The 21,632-nt window shown below is 58.0% G+C and carries 27 protein-coding genes; 4 read left to right on the plus strand and 23 right to left on the minus strand.

Annotation, left to right across the window (positions count from 1 at the left end; genetic code table 11):
• Window position 1: 1 nt before the first annotated feature.
• Genes yihA through JNX03_RS10495 form a run of 4 tightly spaced genes read left to right on the plus strand, consistent with a single transcriptional unit; the run spans window position 2 to window position 2,701 of the window.
• A complete protein-coding gene (gene yihA, locus JNX03_RS10480; RefSeq protein ID WP_203209013.1) occupies window positions 2-652 on the plus strand; it encodes a ribosome biogenesis GTP-binding protein YihA/YsxC in 651 nt (216 codons plus the stop codon).
• Between the two features lie 42 nt (window positions 653-694).
• Window positions 695-1,558, plus strand: a complete 864-nt coding sequence (argB, locus tag JNX03_RS10485) for an acetylglutamate kinase (protein WP_203209014.1) — start codon at window positions 695-697, stop codon at window positions 1,556-1,558.
• Complete coding sequence (locus JNX03_RS10490; protein ID WP_203209015.1) at window positions 1,555-2,208, plus strand: ferredoxin; 654 nt, start codon at window positions 1,555-1,557, stop codon at window positions 2,206-2,208. Before argB ends, JNX03_RS10490 begins: the two co-directional genes overlap by 4 nt.
• 1 nt (window position 2,209) lies before the next feature.
• Complete coding sequence (locus JNX03_RS10495) at window positions 2,210-2,701, plus strand: SixA phosphatase family protein (RefSeq protein WP_203209016.1); 492 nt, start codon at window positions 2,210-2,212, stop codon at window positions 2,699-2,701.
• A 31-nt stretch (window positions 2,702-2,732) separates the two neighbouring features.
• On the opposite strand, the gene JNX03_RS10500 is transcribed toward JNX03_RS10495, so the two are convergent.
• The 23 genes from JNX03_RS10500 to rplF form a co-directional block, all read right to left on the minus strand.
• Window positions 2,733-3,500: an amino acid ABC transporter ATP-binding protein gene (locus JNX03_RS10500; protein WP_037911168.1), complete on the minus strand. Its 768-nt coding sequence runs from the start codon at window positions 3,498-3,500 to the stop codon at window positions 2,733-2,735.
• A 15-nt stretch (window positions 3,501-3,515) separates the two neighbouring features.
• Entirely contained in the window at window positions 3,516-4,814 is a 1,299-nt protein-coding gene (locus tag JNX03_RS10505; protein ID WP_203209017.1) for an amino acid ABC transporter permease, read from the minus strand.
• 1 nt (window position 4,815) lies between these two features.
• Window positions 4,816-6,042 (minus strand): amino acid ABC transporter permease, encoded by a 1,227-nt coding sequence (locus tag JNX03_RS10510; RefSeq protein ID WP_203209018.1) that lies wholly within the window; start codon window positions 6,040-6,042, stop codon window positions 4,816-4,818.
• 148 nt (window positions 6,043-6,190) lie between these two features.
• Window positions 6,191-7,207 carry an amino acid ABC transporter substrate-binding protein gene (locus tag JNX03_RS10515; RefSeq protein ID WP_203209019.1) on the minus strand — a complete coding sequence of 339 codons (1,017 nt, stop codon included), beginning with the start codon at window positions 7,205-7,207 and terminating at the stop codon, window positions 6,191-6,193.
• A gap of 209 nt (window positions 7,208-7,416) precedes the next feature.
• Entirely contained in the window at window positions 7,417-8,130 is a 714-nt protein-coding gene (locus tag JNX03_RS10520; protein WP_203209020.1) for an ATP12 family chaperone protein, read from the minus strand.
• 2 nt (window positions 8,131-8,132) lie between these two features.
• On the minus strand, window positions 8,133-8,810 hold the full coding sequence (locus JNX03_RS10525) for an HAD-IA family hydrolase (protein WP_203209021.1): 678 nt from the start codon (window positions 8,808-8,810) through the stop codon (window positions 8,133-8,135).
• A complete protein-coding gene (locus JNX03_RS10530; RefSeq protein ID WP_203209022.1) occupies window positions 8,807-9,856 on the minus strand; it encodes an RluA family pseudouridine synthase in 1,050 nt (349 codons plus the stop codon). Before JNX03_RS10530 ends, JNX03_RS10525 begins: the two co-directional genes overlap by 4 nt.
• Complete coding sequence (gene crcB, locus JNX03_RS10535; protein WP_203209023.1) at window positions 9,853-10,233, minus strand: fluoride efflux transporter CrcB; 381 nt, start codon at window positions 10,231-10,233, stop codon at window positions 9,853-9,855. The genes JNX03_RS10530 and crcB overlap by 4 nt, the downstream gene beginning before the upstream one ends.
• Before the next feature lie 58 nt (window positions 10,234-10,291).
• On the minus strand, window positions 10,292-11,608 hold the full coding sequence (locus JNX03_RS10540) for a replication-associated recombination protein A (RefSeq protein ID WP_203209024.1): 1,317 nt from the start codon (window positions 11,606-11,608) through the stop codon (window positions 10,292-10,294).
• A 3-nt stretch (window positions 11,609-11,611) separates the two neighbouring features.
• Window positions 11,612-12,991, minus strand: a complete 1,380-nt coding sequence (locus JNX03_RS10545) for a trypsin-like peptidase domain-containing protein (RefSeq protein WP_203209025.1) — start codon at window positions 12,989-12,991, stop codon at window positions 11,612-11,614.
• Between the two features lie 136 nt (window positions 12,992-13,127).
• Window positions 13,128-13,544 carry a 50S ribosomal protein L17 gene (gene rplQ, locus JNX03_RS10550; protein WP_025048071.1) on the minus strand — a complete coding sequence of 139 codons (417 nt, stop codon included), beginning with the start codon at window positions 13,542-13,544 and terminating at the stop codon, window positions 13,128-13,130.
• 136 nt (window positions 13,545-13,680) lie between these two features.
• Window positions 13,681-14,697, minus strand: a complete 1,017-nt coding sequence (locus JNX03_RS10555; RefSeq protein WP_025048072.1) for a DNA-directed RNA polymerase subunit alpha — start codon at window positions 14,695-14,697, stop codon at window positions 13,681-13,683.
• Between the two features lie 113 nt (window positions 14,698-14,810).
• On the minus strand, window positions 14,811-15,200 hold the full coding sequence (gene rpsK / locus JNX03_RS10560) for a 30S ribosomal protein S11 (RefSeq protein ID WP_025048073.1): 390 nt from the start codon (window positions 15,198-15,200) through the stop codon (window positions 14,811-14,813).
• Between the two features lie 15 nt (window positions 15,201-15,215).
• Entirely contained in the window at window positions 15,216-15,584 is a 369-nt protein-coding gene (rpsM, locus tag JNX03_RS10565) for a 30S ribosomal protein S13 (RefSeq protein ID WP_025048074.1), read from the minus strand.
• A 262-nt stretch (window positions 15,585-15,846) separates the two neighbouring features.
• Window positions 15,847-16,491, minus strand: a complete 645-nt coding sequence (locus JNX03_RS10570; protein WP_203209026.1) for an adenylate kinase — start codon at window positions 16,489-16,491, stop codon at window positions 15,847-15,849.
• Window positions 16,488-17,864 (minus strand): preprotein translocase subunit SecY, encoded by a 1,377-nt coding sequence (gene secY, locus JNX03_RS10575; RefSeq protein ID WP_203209027.1) that lies wholly within the window; start codon window positions 17,862-17,864, stop codon window positions 16,488-16,490. The genes JNX03_RS10570 and secY overlap by 4 nt, the downstream gene beginning before the upstream one ends.
• 120 nt (window positions 17,865-17,984) lie before the next feature.
• Window positions 17,985-18,464, minus strand: coding sequence for a 50S ribosomal protein L15 (rplO, locus tag JNX03_RS10580; RefSeq protein ID WP_025048077.1), 480 nt, complete (start codon window positions 18,462-18,464; stop codon window positions 17,985-17,987).
• Between the two features lie 154 nt (window positions 18,465-18,618).
• Window positions 18,619-19,269 (minus strand): acyltransferase family protein, encoded by a 651-nt coding sequence (locus JNX03_RS10585; protein ID WP_203209028.1) that lies wholly within the window; start codon window positions 19,267-19,269, stop codon window positions 18,619-18,621.
• Window positions 19,251-19,571 carry an acyltransferase family protein gene (locus JNX03_RS10590; protein WP_203209029.1) on the minus strand — a complete coding sequence of 107 codons (321 nt, stop codon included), beginning with the start codon at window positions 19,569-19,571 and terminating at the stop codon, window positions 19,251-19,253. Before JNX03_RS10590 ends, JNX03_RS10585 begins: the two co-directional genes overlap by 19 nt.
• Window positions 19,572-19,821: 250 nt before the next feature.
• A complete protein-coding gene (gene rpmD, locus JNX03_RS10595; protein WP_203209030.1) occupies window positions 19,822-20,010 on the minus strand; it encodes a 50S ribosomal protein L30 in 189 nt (62 codons plus the stop codon).
• Window positions 20,011-20,013: 3 nt separating this feature from the next.
• Window positions 20,014-20,580 (minus strand): 30S ribosomal protein S5, encoded by a 567-nt coding sequence (gene rpsE, locus JNX03_RS10600; RefSeq protein WP_025048080.1) that lies wholly within the window; start codon window positions 20,578-20,580, stop codon window positions 20,014-20,016.
• 139 nt (window positions 20,581-20,719) lie between these two features.
• Window positions 20,720-21,079 carry a 50S ribosomal protein L18 gene (gene rplR, locus JNX03_RS10605; protein ID WP_203209031.1) on the minus strand — a complete coding sequence of 120 codons (360 nt, stop codon included), beginning with the start codon at window positions 21,077-21,079 and terminating at the stop codon, window positions 20,720-20,722.
• Between the two features lie 11 nt (window positions 21,080-21,090).
• Complete coding sequence (gene rplF / locus JNX03_RS10610) at window positions 21,091-21,624, minus strand: 50S ribosomal protein L6 (RefSeq protein ID WP_203209032.1); 534 nt, start codon at window positions 21,622-21,624, stop codon at window positions 21,091-21,093.
• Window positions 21,625-21,632 lie beyond the last annotated feature (8 nt).

Raw genomic sequence — 21,632 nt, forward strand, 5'->3', positions numbered from 1 at the left:
CATGCAGATGACCTTCACATTGGCCGAAGAACCGGATGCACAGACCGCCGAACATGGCCGGCTCTTGTTTGCGGGCGAAACCGAATTTGTAAAAGGTGTCGTGGCGATGTCCGGCTTGCCGGATCCCGACCGGATGGAGGTTTGCTTTGCCGGGCGCTCCAACGTTGGGAAATCAAGCCTGATCAACGCATTGACTGGCACCAAAGCCCTCGCGCGGGCGTCGAACACGCCGGGGCGCACACAAGAGATCAACTTTTTCACCGCCGGGGAAAGCCATTACCTCGTGGATTTGCCGGGCTATGGTTATGCCAATGCGCCCCTGCCCGTTGTCGAAAAGTGGCAACGGCTGCTCAAGCAATATCTGTCGGGCCGTCAGACCCTGCGTCGGGCCTTTGTACTGATTGACTCCCGACACGGCGTGAAAAAGGTCGACGACGAGATTATGAGCCTGCTCGACAGCTCTGCCGTGACGTTTCAGGTGGTGTTGACCAAGGCTGACAAGGTCAAGGAAAAGGAACGCGAGAAAATTTTGGAACAGGTGCGCGGCGCCTTGACCAAACACCCTGCCGCCTATCCTGAAATTGTTGTCACTTCTTCCGAAAAAGGCTGGGGCATTCCCACATTGCGTGCCATCATCGCCACGCTGGAATGATCTGAAACAGGCACCTATGCTGTCTGGACCAAAGGCCCGAAGATGAGAAAACAAGACATGAACCGCGATTGGATTGCCACCGCCCAGACGCTCAGTCAGGCGCTCCCCTATCTGCAACGCTATGCCGACGCCACTGTGGTGATCAAACTTGGCGGGCATGCCATGGGCAGTGATGAGGCAATGCAGGAATTTGCCCGTGACGTGACCCTGATGCGGCAGATTGGCGTGAACCCTGTTGTTGTGCATGGCGGCGGGCCAATGATCAACGCCATGCTCAAACGGCTCGATATTCAGTCGGAATTTGTGGATGGCAAACGTGTGACCGATGCCGCCACCATGGAAGTGGTGGAAATGGTCCTCTCCGGTCTGGTCAATGCGCGTATTGTTCAGGCGATCACCGAACAGGGTGGCCGTGCGGTGGGCCTGTCCGGCAAGGACAGCGGGCTGATCATGTGCGAGCCTGAGAACCCCGCGTTGGGCCTTGTTGGCAAGCCGAGCAAGGTCGATCCGCGCATCCTGCGTGATCTGGCGGACAAGGGCATTATTCCGGTGATTGCCCCGCTTGGCATGGGCGCGAATGGCGAGACATTTAATATCAACGGTGACACGGCAGCGGGGGCAATTGCCGCGGCGCTCAAGGCGGATCGCCTCTTGCTGTTGACAGATGTTGCTGGCGTCAAAAACAGCGCCGGCGAGGTGCTGACCGAACTGACGTCAGATCAGATCCGCGACATGGTCGCGGATGGCACCATCGCGGGCGGTATGATCCCCAAGACAGAGACCGCGCTGGCCGCGATTGACGGGGGTGTCCGGGCGGCGGTGATTATTGATGGACGTGCACCGAACGCCTGCCTGCTTGAGCTGTTCACCGAACATGGTGCAGGCAGCATCATCCGCAAGGGATGACACTGGCGCGGCTGCAGCAAGCCGCGACCGCGCGGCATTTGACCGTTCTTGGCGGTTTTCACCCTACCCCTGATGATGGCGCCCCCGAGGGATGCGCGACGCTGATCCTGCTGGGGCCAGACGAACCGGCGTTTTGGCCGGCAATAACCCAAAGCCCCGAATGGCAAGATGGCGCTCCCGATCCGGTGGACCGTTGGTCGGAACGGGTGATTGGCAACTGGGCCACAGAACTGGGTGCAACGCCGCTTTTTCCATTTGGCGGCGCACCCTTCCTGCCATTCTATAGCTGGGCGCTACGCACGGGCCGCATTCACAGCTCTCCCGTCCAGTTTCTGGTCCACGACCAGGCCGGGTTGTTTGTGTCCTTTCGCGGGGCGTTGGCACTGACCGAGAGCATCGACCTGCCGCCGCCCCCTGCAGGCCCTTGTGAAAGCTGCACAGACCAGCCCTGCCGCACCGCCTGCCCTATCGGGGCGTTGGTGCCATCGGGATACGACACGGCACGTTGCCGGGCCTATCTGGGCACGCCAGAGGGCGCAGACAGCCTGCAGAATGGCTGCGGCGTACGGCGGAGCTGTCCGGTATCGCAACGCTTTGGCCGCCTGCCCGCGCAATCGGCCTATCACATGCAACAATTCAAAGGGGACTGAGATGAAACGCCTGATATTGATGCGGCATGCCAAATCCGATTGGTCCGGCGGCGCCAGCAGCGATCATGACCGCCCCTTGAACCCGCGCGGCCGCAAGGGTGCCGCGTCACTGGGCGATTGGCTGCGCCATGAGGGGCTGATCCCCGATCAAGTCTTGTGTTCCTCCGCGATCCGCACGCGTGAAACCTTGGTGCGCCTCGATCTGCCAACCGAGATTGAGACCACGATTGCCCGCACACTTTATCTGGCGACCCACCATGAGATTCTCAAAGAACTGCGCAAGGCTGAAGGTGACTGCGTTCTGGTGATCGGCCACAACCCTGGCATTTCCATCGCCGCAGCGGAGTTGGTGACGCAGATGCCAGATGATCCCGATTTTCAGCGCTATCCGACGGGGGCAACGCTGGTGGCTGACTTTGACATCGACCTTTGGGCAGATGCCGACTGGGGACAAGCAAACGCGCGACACTTTGTGGTGCCGCGCGCGCTTTGATCTGGAGGGCGGGGTTCAACCCGCCCTGTTTTTAGTGACCCAGAATCTGGCTCAGGAACAACTGTGTCCGTGGGGACTGCGGGTTGTTAAAGAACTCTTCCGGCTCGTTCTGTTCGACGATCTGACCTTCATCCATAAAGATCACGCGGTTCGCCACCTGACGGGCAAAACCCATCTCGTGCGTCACGCAAAGCATTGTCATGCCTTCTTCGGCAAGCTCGATCATGGTGTCGAGAACCTCTTTGATCATCTCGGGGTCAAGCGCCGATGTCGGTTCATCAAACAACATGATCCGCGGCTTCATGCAGAGCGAACGGGCAATCGCCACACGCTGCTGCTGACCGCCGGACAACTGACCGGGGTACTTGTTCGCCTGATCCGGGATCTTTACCTTTTCGAGATAATGCATCGCCACTTCTTCGGCTTCTTTCTTGGGCGTTTTGCGCACCCAGATCGGAGCCAAAGTCAGGTTTTCCAGAATGCTCAGATGCGGGAAGAGGTTGAAGTGCTGAAAGCACATGCCGACCTCTGACCGGATCTTGTCGATGTTCTTGAGATCCGAAGACAGCAACGTGCCATCCACGGTGATCGACCCTTTCTGGTGCTCTTCCAATGCGTTGATGCAGCGGATCAGCGTTGATTTGCCGGACCCGGAAGGCCCGCAAATCACGATGCGTTCGCCCTGATAAACGGTCAGGTCAATGTCACGCAGCACATGGAAGCTGCCGTACCATTTGTTCATTTGTTGGATGGAAATCGCGACTTCGTCGGAAACTTTCATCTGTGCGGTTTCGGCCATGCCTAAACCCTCCCTTTAACGATGATCTGTCGCAAGGCGGCGTTCCAGCCACTGCGAATATTGTGAAATGCCGTAGCAAACGACGAAGAACAGAAGCGCGGCAAAGCCCAGAAGCTCCCAGTACACCCCGTTCCAGTCTGTGGACGCAAGGATCGGCCCCCGGATCATGCCGACGAGGTCGAACATGGAAATCACCGAAACCAGTGTGGTGTCTTTGAACAGACCCACCGCAATGTTTACGATGCCCGGAATGGAAATCTTGAGCGCCTGTGGCAGAATGATCAGCCGCATTGCCTGCGGGTAATCAAGACCCAGACTGTCGGCTGCTTCATACTGACCTTTTGGCAGGGCAGCGAGGCCACCCCGGATCACTTCGGCGATATAGGCCGAAGAGAACATGGTGATCATGATCACCACACGCAGGAACAGATCCACACCGGAACCGGGTGGGAAGAAGTACGCCAGCATAACGTTTGCGACAAAAAGCAAGGTGATCAGTGGCACACCACGAATAAATTCAATGAAGACCACACAGACCACTTTGATCAGCGGCATGGAGGATTGACGGCCCAGTGCCAGCGCAATGCCGATAGGCAGGGACAGCGACACACAGGTCACACCAAGCATCATGTTGAGCATAAAGCCCCCCATGTCACGGCTTGGCACGGCTTCCAAGAACGGTGTCTCAGAGGCCAAAGCACCCGCAAGAAAGCTGCCCACTATCCAGGCGACGATCGCAGCAGCAATGCCGCCAAAAAACCCGATCGCAAAACTGCGGTGCACCAGCATGCTGTAGACGTAGTAGCCAACACCAAAACCGGCCAGCGCAAACAAGGGCGTCCAGATCGTGCCGCCCCAGATCAGATAGTAAGCGATGAAAGGGTACAGCGCCGTCACGATCAGCAGCTTGCGCGGCAGATCAAAGAACAACACCGGTGCGCCCGCTACAAACAGCAGCACAAAGGCCACTGTTGGACGCCAGTACAGATCAACCGGATATTTGAACCCGAACAGCAGCTGGTTCCAACGGTCCGTCAGAACCGAGAAACAGGCCGCGGATCTGCCCTGAAGCACCTCACGGCATTCAGCCAGGGACGAGGTTGTCCAAAGCCCGCCAAAGATCCAAGGCAGCGTTGCCGACAGGACCAGAAAGATCACATAGAGCGAGGCAACTGTCAGAAGGGCATTGGCCCAGGTGGCAAACAAGTTGTCGCGCATCCATTTGATCGGGCCTGCCGCATTGGACGGGGCCGGAGATGGCGGGATTGCCGTATCGCGCACGAAGGCGACGGACTGTGCATGTGTATCTGACATCTCAGCGCTCCTTCAGTTTCATGGCGTTGTTGTAGACGTTCATCACAGCAGAGATCACCAATGAGATCACAAGATAGAACAACATCAGCAGCAGGATGCATTCAATGGCGCGCCCCGTCTGGTTCAATGTGATACCGCCCAGCGTCGCCGTGATGTCGGCATAGCCAACAGCGATCGCCAGTGACGAGTTCTTGGTGATGTTCAGATACTGCGAAATCAGCGGCGGGATGATCACCCGCAGGGCTTGAGGCAAGACAACGAGGCTCATCACCCTGTTGGGCCGCAAACCAAGGGCGCCTGCCGCTTCGGTCTGGCCTTTGGACACCGCCTGAATACCCGCACGCACGTTTTCTGCGATAAAGGCACCCGTATAGATCGACAGGGCGAACCACAACGCGATCAGCGGACCACCAATTTTGAGACCGCCGCTGAAGTTAAAGCCCTTCAGCTCTGGCACATCCCAGGTCAGCCCCAGGATCGTCAACAATGCAATCACCGGCAGAAACCAGATCGCCAGGTTAACCCAAAGCGTTTTGGGCCGCACGCCTGTGTCGGCTTGCTTTTGATTGGCACTGGCCGTGACAGCGCGGGTGGCAAAGAGCGAGGCCAAAAGAACCGCGATCACCAAAAGCCAATCAATTGCACCACCAAACCCGTTGGTGAATTGCGGACCGGGCGTGTAAACACCCCGGTTGGTAAAGGCAAAGAGGTCGAGGAACATCGAAGATGTCGCGTTGTCACCGCGGAATTCCCGCGGCCCGGGCAAAACGGCCGTCATGATCGTAAAGATAATGATGACCCAGATCAGCACCGGAATATTGCGGAAGATCTCGACATAGAACGCCATGAGCTTGCGCACCAGCCAGTTATTCGACAGGCGCAGAACGCCAGCCAGAACACCAAAGACAGTCGCGGTGATACAGGCCAGAGAGGCAACCAGCAGTGTATTCAGAATGCCAACTATGGCGGCCTGAAGATTGCTGGATTGACTGTTATAGTCGATCAGCGTCTGGTTAATATCATAGCCCGCCGGGCTTCCTAGGAAGTCAAAGGAGATATTAAGCCCCGCCGCCTTCAGGTTGGCCGAGAGATTTGAGTAAAGGTAGAACAAGGCAAGTGCCAGCAGGATCGCGGCAATGGCTTGCATCGTTCCGGACCGATAGCGGGTATCGTTCAGCAGCATAGATAGCCGGAACGACTCCGTAGGAGGGTCGGTAAATGTTGTCATGAAGCTGTTCCCCGTGTCCCGGACCTTGTTATTTGCCACTTTGAGCGTGACGTGGTTCCGGGTCATTATTGGTCGCTGCTATGAAATGTGCAGCGCGGTCGTGATACACAAAGGGCGCAGGATTTTCCTGCGCCCTTTGGTATGGTTTTTAGCGGAAAGGAGGCGAGTACAGCAGACCGCCGTCTGTCCACTGAGCGTTCAGGCCTCGGGCCAGACCGATTGGTGTGTCTTCGCCAATGTTCTTGGCAAAGATTTCACCGTAGTTGCCCTGTGTTTCGATTGCGCGCTTGGCCCAATCGGCGTCCAGGCCGAGCATTTCACCAAGCGTACCTTCAGTGCCCAGCAGGCGGGCGATCTCAGGGTTGTTGGTGTTGGATGCCATTTCGCCAACGTTGGCGGAAGACACGCCCAGCTCTTCAGCTGTGATCAGTGCGTTCAGTGTCCAACGGACCACGTCACCCCATTCGTTGTCGCCGTGGCGAACAAGCGGGCCGAGTGGCTCTTTGGAGATGATCTCTGGCAGCAGTGTGTGACCGGCAGGATCTTCGAATGTCGCACGTGTCGCGGCCAGGCCGGATGCGTCCGTTGTGAAAACGTCGCACGCGCCAGCGAGGTACTGCTGCTGCGCTTCGGCGTTTGTTTCGATTGGCACCGGCTCATAGTTGATGTTGTTGGCACGGAAGAAGTCGGCCAGGTTCAGTTCGGTTGTTGTACCGGTCTGAATGCAGACTGTTGCGCCATCAAGATCTTTCGCGGAGGAAACACCGAGGTCTTTGGGAACCATAAAGCCCTGACCGTCATAGTAGTTCACGCCAACGAAATCGAACTTCAGATCGACGTCGCGGGAGAATGTCCATGTGGTGTTACGTGCCAGCATGTCGATTTCGCCGGACGCCAGCGCGGTAAAGCGTGTTTTACCGGTTGTTGGTACGAATTCTACAGCGGATGCGTCACCCAGAACGGCGGCTGCAACCGCGCGGCATACCGCAACGTCAAAGCCTTTCCATTCGCCGTTCGCGTCGGGGGCAGCAAAGCCCACCAGACCCGTGGTCACACCGCAGTTCAGCTTGCCGCGTGCTTTCACATCGTCCAGTGTACCGGCCGCTGCCGCGCCGGCAGCAAGACCCGCAACGGTCAGTGCGCCGAAAATTACAGATTTTTTCATGTTAACCTCTTCCTGATAGTCCGCCACGTTTTGGGCGGTTATACCGACCCGTTGATCGGGCCGGAGGCGATACGTCGCAGGGCGAGCCTGCTCAGTGCATCGCAGTCTGCTCGAAATCAGGCCGTAAGGTCAAGGGTAGGTTGCGCAAAAAGCAGGCGCAAACCGGTGCGAATCTATGGGTGAACCCTGCTTCTGAAAGTCAACCCCAGTTAGACATCGCAACAAAGGGTGAACATACGCTCTGCATGCAGAAAACTGGACTTTTTCAACGATGTTAGCGCCTCAGCTTCGTCGTCGACGCCCCAGTGTTCAATCTGCCAGATCTCATCGAGCCGCGATATCTCCCACAAAACCTCGATATCATGCAGTTTCTCGATCGCGGCAAAGCCCAGAACAAGAGATCCGGACAGGCTCACCAGATCGTGAAACGCCGCCAACTGAAATGCGTCAAGCGCATGGGTTCTGGCGCTGAGAGCCGCCAGCGCCTGTTGGTCCTGGGGCTTGTGGATGACCCCGGTACGCGTCTCGAGACGGGCGCCCAAATTTTCGGCAGCCCAGTCCAGAATCGGATCCCACTGCGCCGCTTGCCGCGCGACCAGCTCTTCTGGTGTATCAGCGCGATAGCAAAGCAGATCACTGTCGCCATAGGCGGCCAGCATATCCGCTACCTCGCCATGCTGAATGGCAACCTTGTCCAATGCGGCATTTGCAGTCTTGGTCACTGGCATTGTCTCGGGTTTGATCTCACCCTCCTGCGCGTCCCATTCAACCGCCACCGCCTGCGCCATGGCGCGGGTGGGCAGGATCAGATTACGCTTGGCAGGCGTCTTGATGGATCGCCCATCCAGCAGAACCGCAAAGCCATCCTCATGGTCTGCAACCAGCGCCTCTTTCCAAAATCGCTTGGCTTTCCATTCACCCATCTTCAGACACTCCAAATGCGATCAAGCGTTGGTGCCAGTTCGGCATAATCATCGATCACCACATGAGCATCGCCAAGCCGTTCTGCCGGGTGATACCCCCAATTGACGCCAATGCCCCGCACCCCTGCGGCGCGCGCCATTTCCATGTCAAAGCTGGTGTCGCCGATCATCACCGTATCCGCAGGCTCAACACCCGCGTCCTGCATGGCCTGCAAGATCATTGAAGGATGCGGTTTGGACGGGTGAAAATCCGCAACCTGCTGCGTTACGAAGAGCCCCTCAAGAGCATGCCCCTCAATCAACTTGTCCAACCCGCGGCGGGATTTGCCGGTGGCAATCCCAAGCAAGACCTCCGGTATAGCCTGCAAGCTGCGCAAAGCATCCATCGCACCCGGATACAGCGGCGAGGATTGCGCCACACCAAATTGCGCCCGCAGCTCCATATAAGCGGCCTTGTAGCTTTCAATCATTTTCTGATGCGCCGCCTCGGTCTGGTCAGGGGCCAGCGTTGGCATTGCGACATCCAGCGACAACCCGACAATGCTCAGCAACTTCGCCCGTTCCGGCAGCGGCGCATCCACCGCAGCAAAGGCGCGGGTCATCGCCGCGACGATGTCGCCCTGACTGTCGACGAGGGTGCCATCGACATCAAAGAGAACCAGTTTCAATCTGTCACTCATCCCCAGTCTTCCTCAAACGGATCGGCGGGAACGTCACTTGGCGACCACTGAAAGGTCTCCCAAGTCCGTTGCATATGGTCTGGCAGCGGCGCAACAAGGTTGAGACTGGCCTTGGTCACCGGATGTTCAATGGTCAAAGAACGCGCATGCAAGTGCAGTTTCTTGGAGATGTCGCCGCCCAACTGCGCCCCCCAACCGTCACCCATGTTGTCCTGCCCTGATCCACCGTATTTGCCATCGCCAACAATCGGATGACCGATCTCGGCCATATGTGCCCGCAATTGGTGCGTCCTCCCCGTGACCGGAATGAGGGCTGCCCAACAGGTCCGCGTGCCAGCCTGCGCCAGAACCGCGTAATCGGTTGTGGCCCGTTTGGCCCCTTCGGTAGAATCGACATCGCGCGGATGCACCGCAACCATCTTTTCGCCCTCACCGCGCGCACCATGCCCGCCCGCTTTCATCAAGCCAAACTTGATTTGCCCGTTCTTGGGATGCGGCACGCCGGCAACGGCGGCCCAGTAGATTTTCCGGGTCTCGCGGTGCCGGAAGGATGCGGTCAGTGCCGCCGCCACACTGCGGGTCCGCGCCATGATCAAGACACCCGATGTGTCCTTATCAAGCCGGTGAACAAGCCGGGGCTTTTCATCCAGATCAAACATCAACGCCTCGGCGAGCGCATCAACATGCCGGTCCGATTGCCCCGAACCGCCCTGCACCGGCAGGCCCGGCGGCTTGTTCAGCGCAATCACGTGATCATCGCGGTAAATCACGCATGAACGGATAAACTTGGCATCCGCATCGGTGACACGCGTGCGTTTCGGCGGCGGCGGCGCTTCGACATCCGGCAATGGCGGAATGCGCACTTCTTGTCCGACCTCCAACCGGGTCGATCCTTTGACCCGCCCGCCATTCACCCGGATCTCGCCCTTGCGGCACATCTTTTCGATACGCCCCTGCGAGATTAACGGGAACATACGCTTGAACCAACGGTCCAGACGTTGATCCCCATCGCCTTCTTCTACAATCAGGGTCTGAACACGGCTCATACCAAAACTCCTCTGGCCATCCAAAGGCCCAACATCAAACCCGCAACAGACAGGCCCACTGACAACGCCACATAAAGCCCCGCAGCACCAATCTGTCCCCGTTCCATCAACGTCACAGTCTCAAGCGAAAACGCCGAAAACGTGGTGAACCCGCCCAAAAGCCCGGTCATCACCAAAGGGCTCAGATGGGTCAAACCGCGATGCGCAGCCACCACCACAAAAACCCCCATCAAGAACGACCCAAGGACATTCACCGTCAGGATCGCCAGCGGAAACTCTTGCGGGCCGGTCAGGCGCATCATGGCCACACCGGACAGATACCGAAGCGCGGCACCAACAGCACCGCCAAGGGCAACGAGGGACAGGGTTGAAAACATCTGGGGTCTGTCACGCTTTGGGCGCGGATTGTCAAGTTTTGCAGGCCGCGACGCGCCGTTATTCCGGATCGCCCCGTTTGAGACGCAGTTTCGCAAAATAATCCAGCCGCTTTTTCAACTCGCGTTCAAACCCGCGCTCTACCGGAACATAGAGCACCGGCCGCTTCATCGTTTCAGGAAAATAGTTCTGTCCGGAAAACCCGTCTTCGGCATCATGGTCATAGGCATAGCCATCGCCATAGCCCTGCTCCTTCATCAATTTGGAAGGTGCATTGAGGATATGTTTCGGCGGTGGCTCTGATCCGGTCTCCTTGGCGGCGCGGCGCGCCCCCTTGTAGGCCACGTAGGTCGCGTTGGATTTTGGTGCCAGGGCCAGATAGGCCACGGCCTGCGCCAAGGCCAATTCTCCCTCGGGACTGCCAAGCCGCTCATAGGTCTGCCACGATTGCAGACACACCGCCTGCGCCTGTGGGTCGGCCAACCCGATATCCTCTACCGCCATACGGGTGATGCGCCGCGCAAGAAAACGCGGGTCTTCGCCGCCTTCCAGCATCCGAGCAAACCAATAAAGCGCCGCGTCCGGGTCTGAGCCGCGCACCGATTTATGCAGCGCACTGATCAGATTGTAATGGGCATCACCACTCTTGTCGTATTGCGCCGCCCGCCGCATCAACCGCTGGGACAATGCGGCCGGATCAAGCTTGCCCTCCACCTTCCACGCGGAGACTTGTTCAATCAGGTTCAGCAAGGCACGCCCGTCGCCATCGGCCATTTCAAGTAAGGCCTCACGCGCAGGCCCGTCCAGCGGCAAAGCCTTGTCCAGCTCCTTCTCCGCCCGTTGCGCTAGCAACTCCAGATCGGCCAGGGGCAAGCGCTCAAGCACAAGCACCTGCGCCCGGCTCAGCACAGCGGCGTTCAACTCAAAACTGGGATTCTCGGTCGTGGCACCAACCAACAAAATCGTGCCATCCTCCATATGCGGCAAAAACCCGTCCTGCTGCGCCTTGTTAAACCGGTGGATCTCATCGACAAACAGCAAGGTGCCCTGCCCGTTTTGCCGCCGGATCTTGGCCGCCTCAAATACCTTGCGCAGCTCAGGAACACCGCTGAAAATCGCGCTGATCTGCACAAAATGCAGATCAGTTTCATCTGCAAGCAACCTGGCAATCGTGGTCTTTCCCACACCGGGCGGCCCCCAGAATACCAGCGAGGACAATGCGCCAGAGGCCAGCATCACCGTGAGCGGCGCGTCCGGCCCCAGTACCTTTTGCTGGCCGATCACCTCGGACAAGGCCTGTGGGCGCAACCGATCCGCCAAGGGGCGATGCGCATTGTCCGGTGCCGCGGCCGTGCCATCATCAAACAGATCAGCCATCACTTACACCCTGAACCGCAAGAGCGTACGCCGGTCGCCACGCTGCAAGGTCATCTCGATCCAGCGCACTTTGCCGCTCAGCAATTCAGCAGCGTCTTCGGGGCTGGAAATCTCGGTCTCGTTGATGTGCACGATCACGTCCCCGCGCCGCAGCCCGACCCGCTGGGCAAAGCGGCCCGCCTCAACCACCACCACACCGGTTGCTTCAAGTGGCAAGTTCATTTCGGAGATCACCGCCGGATTGATCCGCGCCAGCACCAGACCGGGCAGCAGGCTTCGCTCGGTCATCACGATCTGATCGCGTGGCGGCTCGTCGGGGGCGGCGATCAACGCAACCTGGACCTCAAATCGCTTGCCGCCGCGCAGATATAGCACCGGGGTTTCGCGGGCGAGGCCCGCAACGCTCATCCGGTAGACCATCTCAGCCGGGGTGTTCACCGCAGCGCCGCCAACTTCCAAAATCACATCACCAACCTCCAAGCCCGCCGCAAGGAAGGGGCTGGCCGCATGCAGACCCGACACGATGATACCCCCCGACCGGTCCAATCCCAGTGTCGCCGCCATGTCGCTATCGACAGGCTGCCCGCTGATCCCCGCCCAGGGGCGGTCAAATTCCGTGGCACCATCCCGCGCGCGTTCAACAAAGGCCGCAACCAGATCTGCCGGAATGGCAAACCCGATCCCGTTGCTGCCGCCGGATCGCGTGAGAATAGAAGTGTTGATGCCAATCAACCGCCCAGCCATGTCAATCAACGCACCGCCCGAATTCCCCGGATTGATCGGCGCGTCGGTCTGGATGAAATAACCAAGACCCGAATTGCCGCCTCCCGCGCCGCTGCGGGCCAAACCGGAGACAATCCCGCTGCTGACGGTCTGGCCTACCCCAAAGGGGTTGCCGATGGCCAAGGCCAGTTCGCCGACTTCAACCGTTTCGCTGCCGCGAAGGGTCAGGAACGGCAAATCCTCTTCGGCATCAATCTTGAGGATGGCCAGATCCGCATCCCGATCCCCCAACAAGACCCGCGCGTTGTATTCACGCCGGTCATTCAAAACCACACGGATCTCCGTCGCCATGCCAACGACGTGATAATTGGACACAACAATCCCATCCGCAGACAGGATCACACCGGAGCCAAGCGAGTTTTGCACGCGCGGCTTTTCGGAATAGGGATCACGAAAGAACCGCTCGAAAAACGGATCGCGCTGCAACGGGGTGCGCTGTGCCTGGGTAATGATCTTGGCGTAGATGTTCACAACGGCGGGCGTTGCCTCTTTGACCAAGGGCACAAAGCTCAGCTGCATCTGCGCCGCGCTCTGCGGCACCTGTTGCTGCGCGGTCAGGGGGCCAGCCATCAGCGCGAGAATTAAAACAAATATCTTCATATCCCAGATATGCGCAGCCGTGATGAAATGCGCAACTCCCCTGCCCTTTTTGGCTCTAAATACTCAATGCGCCCCGGCCAAAACAAAAAACCCCGCCAATGGCGGGGCTTTCCGGGTCGCAATCTGCGGCCTTAACTTATTCTGCGGCTTCTTCCGCTGCCAGGCGGGCTTTATCGCCTGCGCCTTTTGCGTCGCGGTCACGATCAACAAATTCGATGATCGCCATGGGCGCCATGTCGCCATAGCGGAAGCCCGCTTTGAGAACGCGCACATAACCACCCTGGCGGTCTTTGTAGCGCGGACCAAGGATGTCGAACAATTTCGCGACATACTGGTCCTGCTTGAGCTTGGACGCGGCCTGACGGCGGGCGTGCAGATCGCCGCGTTTCGCCAGCGTGATCAGCTTCTCGATGATCGGGCGCAGTTCTTTTGCTTTTGGCAAAGTTGTTTTGATTTGCTCATGTTCGATGAGCGAGCCGGCCATGTTTGCCCAGAGCGCCTTGCGGTGCTCATGTGTACGGTTCAGGCGGCGATATCCACGTGCGTGACGCATTTTCTAGTCTCCAATTTGGTGCCCTCTACGGGCCGTTTTGCTTTGTCCGGCGGCTGATGCGTGTCAACCGCTCTCCTTGGGGCAAGATGCCCGATCGTGGTGGATGTAAGGTGGGGTTCACCCCACCTCACGTTTCTTAGAACGAATCCTCGAACTTCTTGGCGAGGTCTTCGATGTTGTCTGGCGGCCAGTCTTCGACGTCCATGCCGAGGTGCAGCCCCATACCCGACAGCACTTCCTTGATCTCGTTCAAGGATTTGCGGCCGAAGTTCGGTGTGCGCAGCATTTCGGCTTCGGTTTTCTGGATCAGATCGCCGATGTAAACGATGTTGTCGTTCTTGAGGCAGTTTGCCGAACGCACGGAAAGCTCCAGCTCGTCCACTTTTTTCAGCAGCAGCGGGTTGAATTCCAGACCATCATCGTCGTCCTGGCGGGACGCGGATTCCGGTTCATCAAAGTTCACGAAAATGCCCAGCTGGTCCTGCAGAATACGCGCGGCAAAGGCCACGGCGTCATCCGGTGTGATGGACCCGTCTGTTTCCACTTTCATGGTCAGCTTGTCATAATCCAGCACCTGACCTTCACGGGTCGGCTGCACATCATAAGACACTTTCTTGACCGGAGAATAGATCGCATCAATCGGGATCAGGCCAATTGGCGCATCTTCCGGCTTGTTCTTTTCGGCAGAGACATAGCCTTTGCCGGTGTTGACGATCAACTCCATGTAAACGTCGGCACCATCATCGAGGTGGCAGATCACATGGTCACGGTTCAGAATTTCGATACCAGCGGACTCGCTGATGTCACCGGCGGTGACAACACCCGGACCCTTGGCAGAAATCGACAGGCGCTTTGGCCCTTCGACTTCCATGCGCAAGGAAACACCTTTGAGGTTCAAAATGATGTCGGTCACGTCTTCACGCACACCAGCCACCGAAGAGAACTCATGCAGCACGTTGTCGATCTGTACGGATGTGATCGCGGCCCCCTGAAGGCTGCTCATCAGCACCCGGCGCAGGGCGTTGCCCATTGTCAGACCAAAACCGCGCTCAAGCGGTTCTGCCATCACGGTCGCCTGACGCGCAGGGTCATTGCCCGGCTTGACGTCCAGCTGTTGTGGTTTGATCAATTCAGCCCAATTTTTGTGGATCATGTGTCCCTCCATCCTTGTTTGTGCCTCATGTCCAAAAGGCGCAAACGCTCGAGGTTTCAAAAATGCTTTTGGGGCCGCGTGACGTGCGCAGCCCCAGACAATATCGTGCCCTCTTAAACGCGGCGGCGCTTAGGTGGACGGCAGCCGTTGTGGGCCATGGGTGTCACGTCACGGATCGACGTGATGTTAAAGCCTGCAGCCGCCAGAGCGCGCAATGCGCTTTCACGACCAGAGCCCGGACCCTGCACTTCGACTTCCAGCGTTTTCACGCCGTGTTCCTGTGCCTTGCGGCCTGCATCCTCAGCAGCCATCTGGGCGGCATAAGGTGTCGATTTACGCGACCCTTTGAAACCCATGGTGCCGGCAGAGGACCAGCTGATTGCGTTACCTTGAACATCCGAGATCAGGATCTTGGTGTTGTTGAAGGAGCTGTTCACATGCGCCACACCTGCGGCGATGTTCTTGGAGACCTTACGCTTGGTGCGTTTTGCGTCGCGTGCCATCTGTCAGATCCTCCCTTATTTCTTCTTACCGGCAATGGCCTTTGCGGGGCCTTTGCGGGTGCGAGCATTGGTGTGAGTACGCTGACCGCGAACCGGCAGGTTACGACGGTGGCGCAGGCCACGGTAGCAACCAAGGTCCATCAGACGCTTGATGTTCATCTGCGTATCACGACGCAGGTCACCTTCGACGGTGTAGTTTTCGTCGATGTGCTCACGGATCTTCAGCACTTCGGCGTCAGACAATTCGTTGATGCGACGGGTTTCGTCGATACCGACAGCTTCGCAAATCGCTTTTGCGGAGGTGTTACCGATACCTGTGATATATGTGAGGGCGATTGGAACCCGCTTTGCAGTCGGGATGTTTACGCCGGCAATACGTGCCACGTGTTCTCTTCCTTTTCGTTGCGGGTCCGTCATGCCAGACCCTTTTTTCACAACGTGAAGCCCGAGGCGTGGTGCCATCGGGCTACAGCTGATCAGGTGATCTTGCGGTTTGGGCGCTACCCGCCCCGCAATTTGATTCTCTTTCGAGATAGCGCTGACTATGGGGTTTTTGCAGACAGGTCAAGACGGTGATCGCTGCAATGGCGGGAATGGGGGCCAGCCCCCAAACCCCCGGATTATTTAGGGCCAGAAAGGCGGATGATCAGGCGTCCAGAACAGCCGCGATTTCGCCTTGGACCTCATCAATGGCACCAAGACCATTCACGACGTTCAGATTGTCCTTGGCGTAGTAATATCCGATCAGCGGCGAGGTCTGTTTGTAATAGGCCATCAGCCGGGTCTTGAGGCTTTCTTCATTGTCATCGGCGCGGCGTTTGAAATCGCTGGCACCGCAGTTGGTGCATTTTCCGTCCGCCGGGATCGGCTTGGTGTTGTCGTTGTAGACCTCACCGCATCCGCCGCAGGTCGAGCGGGCTGTAATTCGGTCCACCAAAGCCTCGTCATCGACACGCATCTCGATCACGGCATCAAGTGTCTGACCTTCATCCGCCATCAGCTTGGCCAATGCATCGGCCTGTTCGAGCGTGCGGGGGAAGCCGTCAAAGATGAAGCCACCCTTGTTGTCACCGGTGAGCTTTTCGCGGATCAGGCCGATCACGATCTCATCCGTTACCAGCTCGCCGCGGGCCATCACGCCCGCAACCATGTTGCCCATTTCAGTGCCGCTGTCTTTTGCTTCGCGCAGCATATCACCAGTCGAAAGTTGCACCATGTTGCGGCCCTCGACCAAGCGACGCGCCTGGGTGCCTTTGCCTGCGCCTGGAGGCCCTAGAAGAATAATGTTCATCGGCGAATTGGGCTCCGTTTCTTGCGTGGACCTTTACCTTTGCCACCGGATTTGCCGCGCAACTGCGACTTCTCCAGCAGGCCTTCATATTGATGGGCCAGCAAATGGCTTTGGACCTGTTGAATGGTATCCATGGTGACGGACACAACGATCAAGACCGAGGTGCCGCCGAAATAGAACGGGATCGCGAATTGGCCGCGCAGGATTTCTGGCATCACACAGACCGCCGCGAGATAGCCCGCACCCAGCACCAACACGCGGTTGACGACATACTCAAGATATTCCGCCGTCTTCTTGCCTGGACGAATACCCGGCACAAATCCGTTCTGGTTCTTGAGGTTGTCCGCAACATCATCAGGTTTGAAGCTGACGTTGAAGGTGTAGAAATACGCAAAGAACACGATCATCGCGATGAAGAACAGCAGATACAGTGGTTGTCCGGGGCCAAAATTGGCCAGCAGAACCGACATGATCGGACCAGTGCTATTGCCAGAAAACGTGCTGATCGTCACGGGCAGCAGCAGGAGGGACGAGGCAAAGATCGCCGGGATCACGCCCGCCGGGTTTACCTTGACCGGCAGATGCGAGGAGCCGCCGTCATACATTTTCATGCCAACCTGCCGGCGCGGATACTGGATATGGATCTTACGCAGGGCACGCTCCATAAAGACCACAAACATAATGGTTGCGATCACCATCACCAACACCCCGACAATCACGGCAGGGCTGATCGCGCCGGAACGACCGGAGGCAAAGAACTGTGCAATCGCTGCAGGAACCTCGGCGATAATGCCCACAAAGATGATCAGGGAGATCCCGTTGCCAATGCCGCGTGCGGTGATCTGCTCACCCAACCACATCAGGAACATGGTGCCGCCGACCAGCGTGATCATACAGGCAATGCGAAAATACATGCCCGGATCAGCAGCGATATCGCCTGCCTCCAGCGAGACTGCGAGGCCGTAAGACTGCACTGTCGCCAGCGCCACAGTGCCGTAACGGGTGTATTGGTTGATTTTCTTGCGGCCCTGTTCGCCCTCTTTCTTGAGTTGCTCAAGCGCGGGCACCATCGAGGTCATCAACTGGACGATGATCGAGGCGGAGATATAGGGCATGATGCCCAAAGCAAAGATCCCCATACGGCCAAGTGCGCCGCCGGTGAACATCGAAACCATGCCGCCGATACCTTGGCCCGCGCTTTCCATAAAGTCGCGCAGGGCCTGCCCATCAATGCCGGGAACCGGGATAAACGTGCCAAGGCGGTAAACGATCAGCAAACCAAGGGTAAACAGGATCCGGTTGCGCAGATCAGTGGCCTTGCCCAATGCGGACCAGCTGGTGTTGGCGGCCATATTTTCGACGGCAGATACCATGTTGGGTCTCTTTTATTGTTATGAAAACGCCGCCCGGGCCGTTTTCCGGCGGGCGGCGTTCAGGAAAACTAGAAAACTATGTAAGCGGGACAGGCCCCGCTCACAAGTCTTTAGGCTGCGTTACTCAGCCGCTGCTGCCGCTTTGGCTGCAACTGTGATGGAACCGCCTGCTTTTTCAACTGCTTCAACCGCACCTTTGGAGGCGCCGGTAACCTGCAGATCGACCTTGGAGGTGATTTCACCTTTCGCCAGAACGCGGATGCCGTCCAGTTCGCGGCGCACGAGGCCGGAAGCCACCAGTGCTGCGCCATCAATCGGCTTTTTCGCGTCCAGCTTCTTGGCGTCGATGAATTTCTGGATCAGGCCCAGGTTCACAACGGCAAAAGATTTCCGGTTCGGCTTGTTAAAGCCACGCTTTGGCAGGCGTTGGTAGAGGGGCATCTGGCCGCCTTCGTACCCATTGATCGCCACACCCGAGCGGGATTTCTGACCTTTGATACCACGGCCACCCATTTTACCGGTGCCGGAGCCAGGACCACGACCAACGCGCTTGCGTTTCTTGGTTGCGCCTTCGTTGTCGGACAGTTCGTTCAGTTTCATGTCGCTTCTCCTTTTGCCGGAACTGACCCCCAGCGACGGGAGCGGTCAAACACGGCGTTACGATTCGTTTCTGGCGCACAGAATGCGGGCCACCGGGGGGCGTATAGAGGGCGATGGCGCCGGGATCAAGCGGAACTATTGGCGCGGACGCGGCTCAAAGCCCCAGCAGGCGCTGCAGGCGCAGGCGGCGCGCCAGAAGCACCAGCAAGATCGGCCCAAGGAGCCCCGCCAAGCTTGCCAGCAGCAGCTGCGGCACCAGCGCGGTATAACCAACCTGGATCAGCCCGATCCGAACCGCTGCGGAAAAGATCGTATGGGCCAGAAAAATCGCCATGGAATACCTCCCCAGGGTGCGCAACAGGCGCAACGTGGGACCAGGCACGCGCCGGTTGGGGTCCAGCCAGAGACATACGGAATAAAGCAAGACCGTGAGCGCCAGCGAGCTGATCGACGCGCCACCGCTCAGCGCGACTTGCGCAAGCAGCACTGCAAAGATCACGGCCGCAGCCGCCGCCATCAGGCCAGAGGGTCGGGCATTGCCGTGGCCCGCCATCGCAATACCGGCAAGGAAAAAGGGGAAATGGGCAACGGCAGGGCCAAAAACCGTGGAAGGCAGGTAAATCAACGGCATGAGCAGCGCCAGTCCCATCGCACCGATCCCGGCCAATAGCCGCAGCCGCTTTTGGTCCAGACGCCCACGGAGCGCAAGGTACAGGGCCAGAACGGCCCCCTGAACGAGGAAAAGTGTCCAGAGGAACCAAAGATGTTCATAGGGTGGCAGCGGGATCAAAGGGAAATCGGCCACAGAAGGCGCAACCCGCGATCCTTGAAAAAGGCAAAAGGTGCCCGGCGTTTAAGGAGCTCAAGAAAGAATATCCCCGACAGAAAAAAGAACAGCGGCATATGCCAGGCATAGATCACCGCATCGACCCACCGAAACAGGTCGGAATCGGTTAGCAGCCCTGCATCATAAGCCCCACGCCAGGCATGACCAAAAACCACAAAGGCAATGCCGATGCCCTTGGCGGTGTCCATCGCATAGAGCCGCGCGGGCACGCCTGTGTCCCGCGCATCATGGCTAAGGTGGTCGGAGAAAGTGCAGGTCAAGGTAATGGTATCAGTCCCCAGTCAGGACTCTTTTCAGCGCCCGCAAAAAGCCGGTGGTCAAGGCCTGTTCGGGTTTGATGCCGGAATTGGGCAAGAATAAGGCAGCTGGCCGCCCCGGCGCGTAAACAAACTGTTTACCCTTTCGGCAGTGCTCGCCGGATCGCTCTTCCATCGGGCGGTCAGACGCAAAACGCCCCGCAGAAGCTGCGGGGCGATTGATCTTGCGTATCGCGTTTGAAAAAGAGGCGGCTTAGCCTTTTTCTTCTACGATCTCGACCATGTGCGGGATCTTGTTGATCATGCCGCGCACGGCTGGGGTGTCTTCCAGCTCGCGGGTTTTGTGCATTTTGTTCAGGCCCAGGCCGATCAGCGTCTGGCGCTGCTTTGCGGGGCGACGGATCGGAGAACCGATCTGTTTTACAACGATAGTCTTCGCCATGATTTAGGCCTCCTCAGCTGCCGGCGCAGGTGCGTCGGTCTTGGGCAGAATGTCGGCAACTTTCTTGCCGCGGCGCTGTGCCACGGAACGCGGTGAAGATTCTTTCTTCAGGCCGTCCATGGTGGCGCGGATCATGTTGTACGGGTTCTGCGAGCCGATGGATTTGGACACAACGTCCTTCACACCCAGCATCTCGAACACGGCACGCATTGGACCACCGGCGATGATACCGGTACCTTCTGGTGCTGTGCGCATAACCACCTTACCGGCGCCGTGACGGCCTTCCATGTCGTGGTGCAACGTGCGGCCTTCGCGCAGCTGAACGCGGATCATCTGGCGTTTGGCTTGCTCGGTTGCCTTGCGGATCGCCTCAGGCACCTCTTTCGCTTTACCTTTGCCAAAGCCGACGCGACCTTTTTGGTCACCGACAACGACCAAAGCAGCGAAGCCAAAGCGCTTACCACCTTTTACGGTTTTGGACACGCGGTTGATGGCGACCAGGCGGTCGGCAAATTCCGGTGCTTCGTCACGATCGCGGCGTGGGCCGCGACGGTTTTCACGTTCTGCCATGAGAACATCCTCTGATTGGGTGGCTTGCGCCATTTGGATCAACCCTGGTGGACCTTTGCGGCCCCCGGATCATCGAGAGGGCGCATCATACGCCCTCTTCGTTTTCTGTGATGCGCCGGGGGCAAGCCCCCATGGCGACTTAGATCTTCAGACCGCCTTCACGGGCCGCGTCTGCAAGAGCTTTGACTTTGCCGTGGAACAGGAAACCGCCCCGGTCAAAGTATGCTTCTTCCACGCCGGCCTTCTTGGCACGTTCCGCGATCGCTGCGCCAACCTTGGTTGCCGCTTCGATGTTGTTCTTGCCAACGACACCCAGATCTTTTTCGAGCGTCGATGCGGCGGCCAGTGTTTTGCCGTTCACGTCGTCGATCAACTGGACCGAGATGTTTTTGTTCGAACGGTGAACGGAAAGACGCATGCGCCCTGCGTTGACCCGGCGAAGTTTGTTCCGAACGCGCAGGCGGCGTTTCAGAAACAGAGTTCTTTTGCTGTTTGCCATCTGAGCTATCCTTACTTCTTCTTGCCTTCTTTGCGGAAGACGAACTCGCCCTTATAGCGGATGCCCTTGCCCTTATAGGGCTCGGGCTTACGCCATGCGCGGATGTTCGCGGCGACCTGACCAACAAGCTGTTCGTCAATGCCTTCCACAACGATTTCGGTCTGCTTGGGCGCGGTAACAGTCACACCTTCAGGTGCAACATAATCCACGTCGTGGCTCAGGCCGAGGTTCAGTTTCAGTGTGTTGCCGGTGATCGCTGCACGATAACCAACACCCTGGATCTCAAGCTCTTTTTTAAAGCCTTCGGTCACGCCGGTGACCAAGTTGGCGACCATGGTGCGGGACATGCCCCACTGCTGGCGCGCGCGCTTGGATTTGCCGCGTGGCGTGATGGACACAACGTTGTCTTCAACAGACATTGTCACATCATCTGTGGCCTTAAAGCTCCGAGTACCCTTAGGGCCCTTCACTTCGATGGTCTGACCGCTGACAGAGGCGCTTACGCCGCTGGGCAGTTCAACCGGTTTTTTACCAATACGAGACATGATCTACT

Source organism: Sulfitobacter mediterraneus, assembly GCF_016801775.1.
Classification (GTDB): domain Bacteria; phylum Pseudomonadota; class Alphaproteobacteria; order Rhodobacterales; family Rhodobacteraceae; genus Sulfitobacter; species Sulfitobacter mediterraneus_A.

Coding starts and splice junctions, on each gene's coding strand:
- yihA (WP_203209013.1), top strand. CDS start 2: ATGCAGATGACCTTCACATTGGCCGAAGAACCGGATGCACAGACCGCC.
- argB (WP_203209014.1), top strand. CDS start 695: ATGAGAAAACAAGACATGAACCGCGATTGGATTGCCACCGCCCAGACG.
- JNX03_RS10490 (WP_203209015.1), top strand. CDS start 1,555: ATGACACTGGCGCGGCTGCAGCAAGCCGCGACCGCGCGGCATTTGACC.
- JNX03_RS10495 (WP_203209016.1), top strand. CDS start 2,210: ATGAAACGCCTGATATTGATGCGGCATGCCAAATCCGATTGGTCCGGC.
- JNX03_RS10500 (WP_037911168.1), bottom strand. CDS start 3,500: ATGGCCGAAACCGCACAGATGAAAGTTTCCGACGAAGTCGCGATTTCC.
- JNX03_RS10505 (WP_203209017.1), bottom strand. CDS start 4,814: ATGTCAGATACACATGCACAGTCCGTCGCCTTCGTGCGCGATACGGCA.
- JNX03_RS10510 (WP_203209018.1), bottom strand. CDS start 6,042: ATGACAACATTTACCGACCCTCCTACGGAGTCGTTCCGGCTATCTATG.
- JNX03_RS10515 (WP_203209019.1), bottom strand. CDS start 7,207: ATGAAAAAATCTGTAATTTTCGGCGCACTGACCGTTGCGGGTCTTGCT.
- JNX03_RS10520 (WP_203209020.1), bottom strand. CDS start 8,130: ATGGGTGAATGGAAAGCCAAGCGATTTTGGAAAGAGGCGCTGGTTGCA.
- JNX03_RS10525 (WP_203209021.1), bottom strand. CDS start 8,810: ATGAGTGACAGATTGAAACTGGTTCTCTTTGATGTCGATGGCACCCTC.
- JNX03_RS10530 (WP_203209022.1), bottom strand. CDS start 9,856: ATGAGCCGTGTTCAGACCCTGATTGTAGAAGAAGGCGATGGGGATCAA.
- crcB (WP_203209023.1), bottom strand. CDS start 10,233: ATGTTTTCAACCCTGTCCCTCGTTGCCCTTGGCGGTGCTGTTGGTGCC.
- JNX03_RS10540 (WP_203209024.1), bottom strand. CDS start 11,608: ATGGCTGATCTGTTTGATGATGGCACGGCCGCGGCACCGGACAATGCG.
- JNX03_RS10545 (WP_203209025.1), bottom strand. CDS start 12,991: ATGAAGATATTTGTTTTAATTCTCGCGCTGATGGCTGGCCCCCTGACC.
- rplQ (WP_025048071.1), bottom strand. CDS start 13,544: ATGCGTCACGCACGTGGATATCGCCGCCTGAACCGTACACATGAGCAC.
- JNX03_RS10555 (WP_025048072.1), bottom strand. CDS start 14,697: ATGATCCACAAAAATTGGGCTGAATTGATCAAACCACAACAGCTGGAC.
- rpsK (WP_025048073.1), bottom strand. CDS start 15,200: ATGGCACGCGACGCAAAACGCACCAAGCGTAAGGTCTCCAAGAACATC.
- JNX03_RS10570 (WP_203209026.1), bottom strand. CDS start 16,491: ATGAACATTATTCTTCTAGGGCCTCCAGGCGCAGGCAAAGGCACCCAG.
- secY (WP_203209027.1), bottom strand. CDS start 17,864: ATGGTATCTGCCGTCGAAAATATGGCCGCCAACACCAGCTGGTCCGCA.
- rplO (WP_025048077.1), bottom strand. CDS start 18,464: ATGAAACTGAACGAACTGTCCGACAACGAAGGCGCAACCAAGAAACGC.
- rpmD (WP_203209030.1), bottom strand. CDS start 20,010: ATGGCGAAGACTATCGTTGTAAAACAGATCGGTTCTCCGATCCGTCGC.
- rpsE (WP_025048080.1), bottom strand. CDS start 20,580: ATGGCAGAACGTGAAAACCGTCGCGGCCCACGCCGCGATCGTGACGAA.
- rplR (WP_203209031.1), bottom strand. CDS start 21,079: ATGGCAAACAGCAAAAGAACTCTGTTTCTGAAACGCCGCCTGCGCGTT.
- rplF (WP_203209032.1), bottom strand. CDS start 21,624: ATGTCTCGTATTGGTAAAAAACCGGTTGAACTGCCCAGCGGCGTAAGC.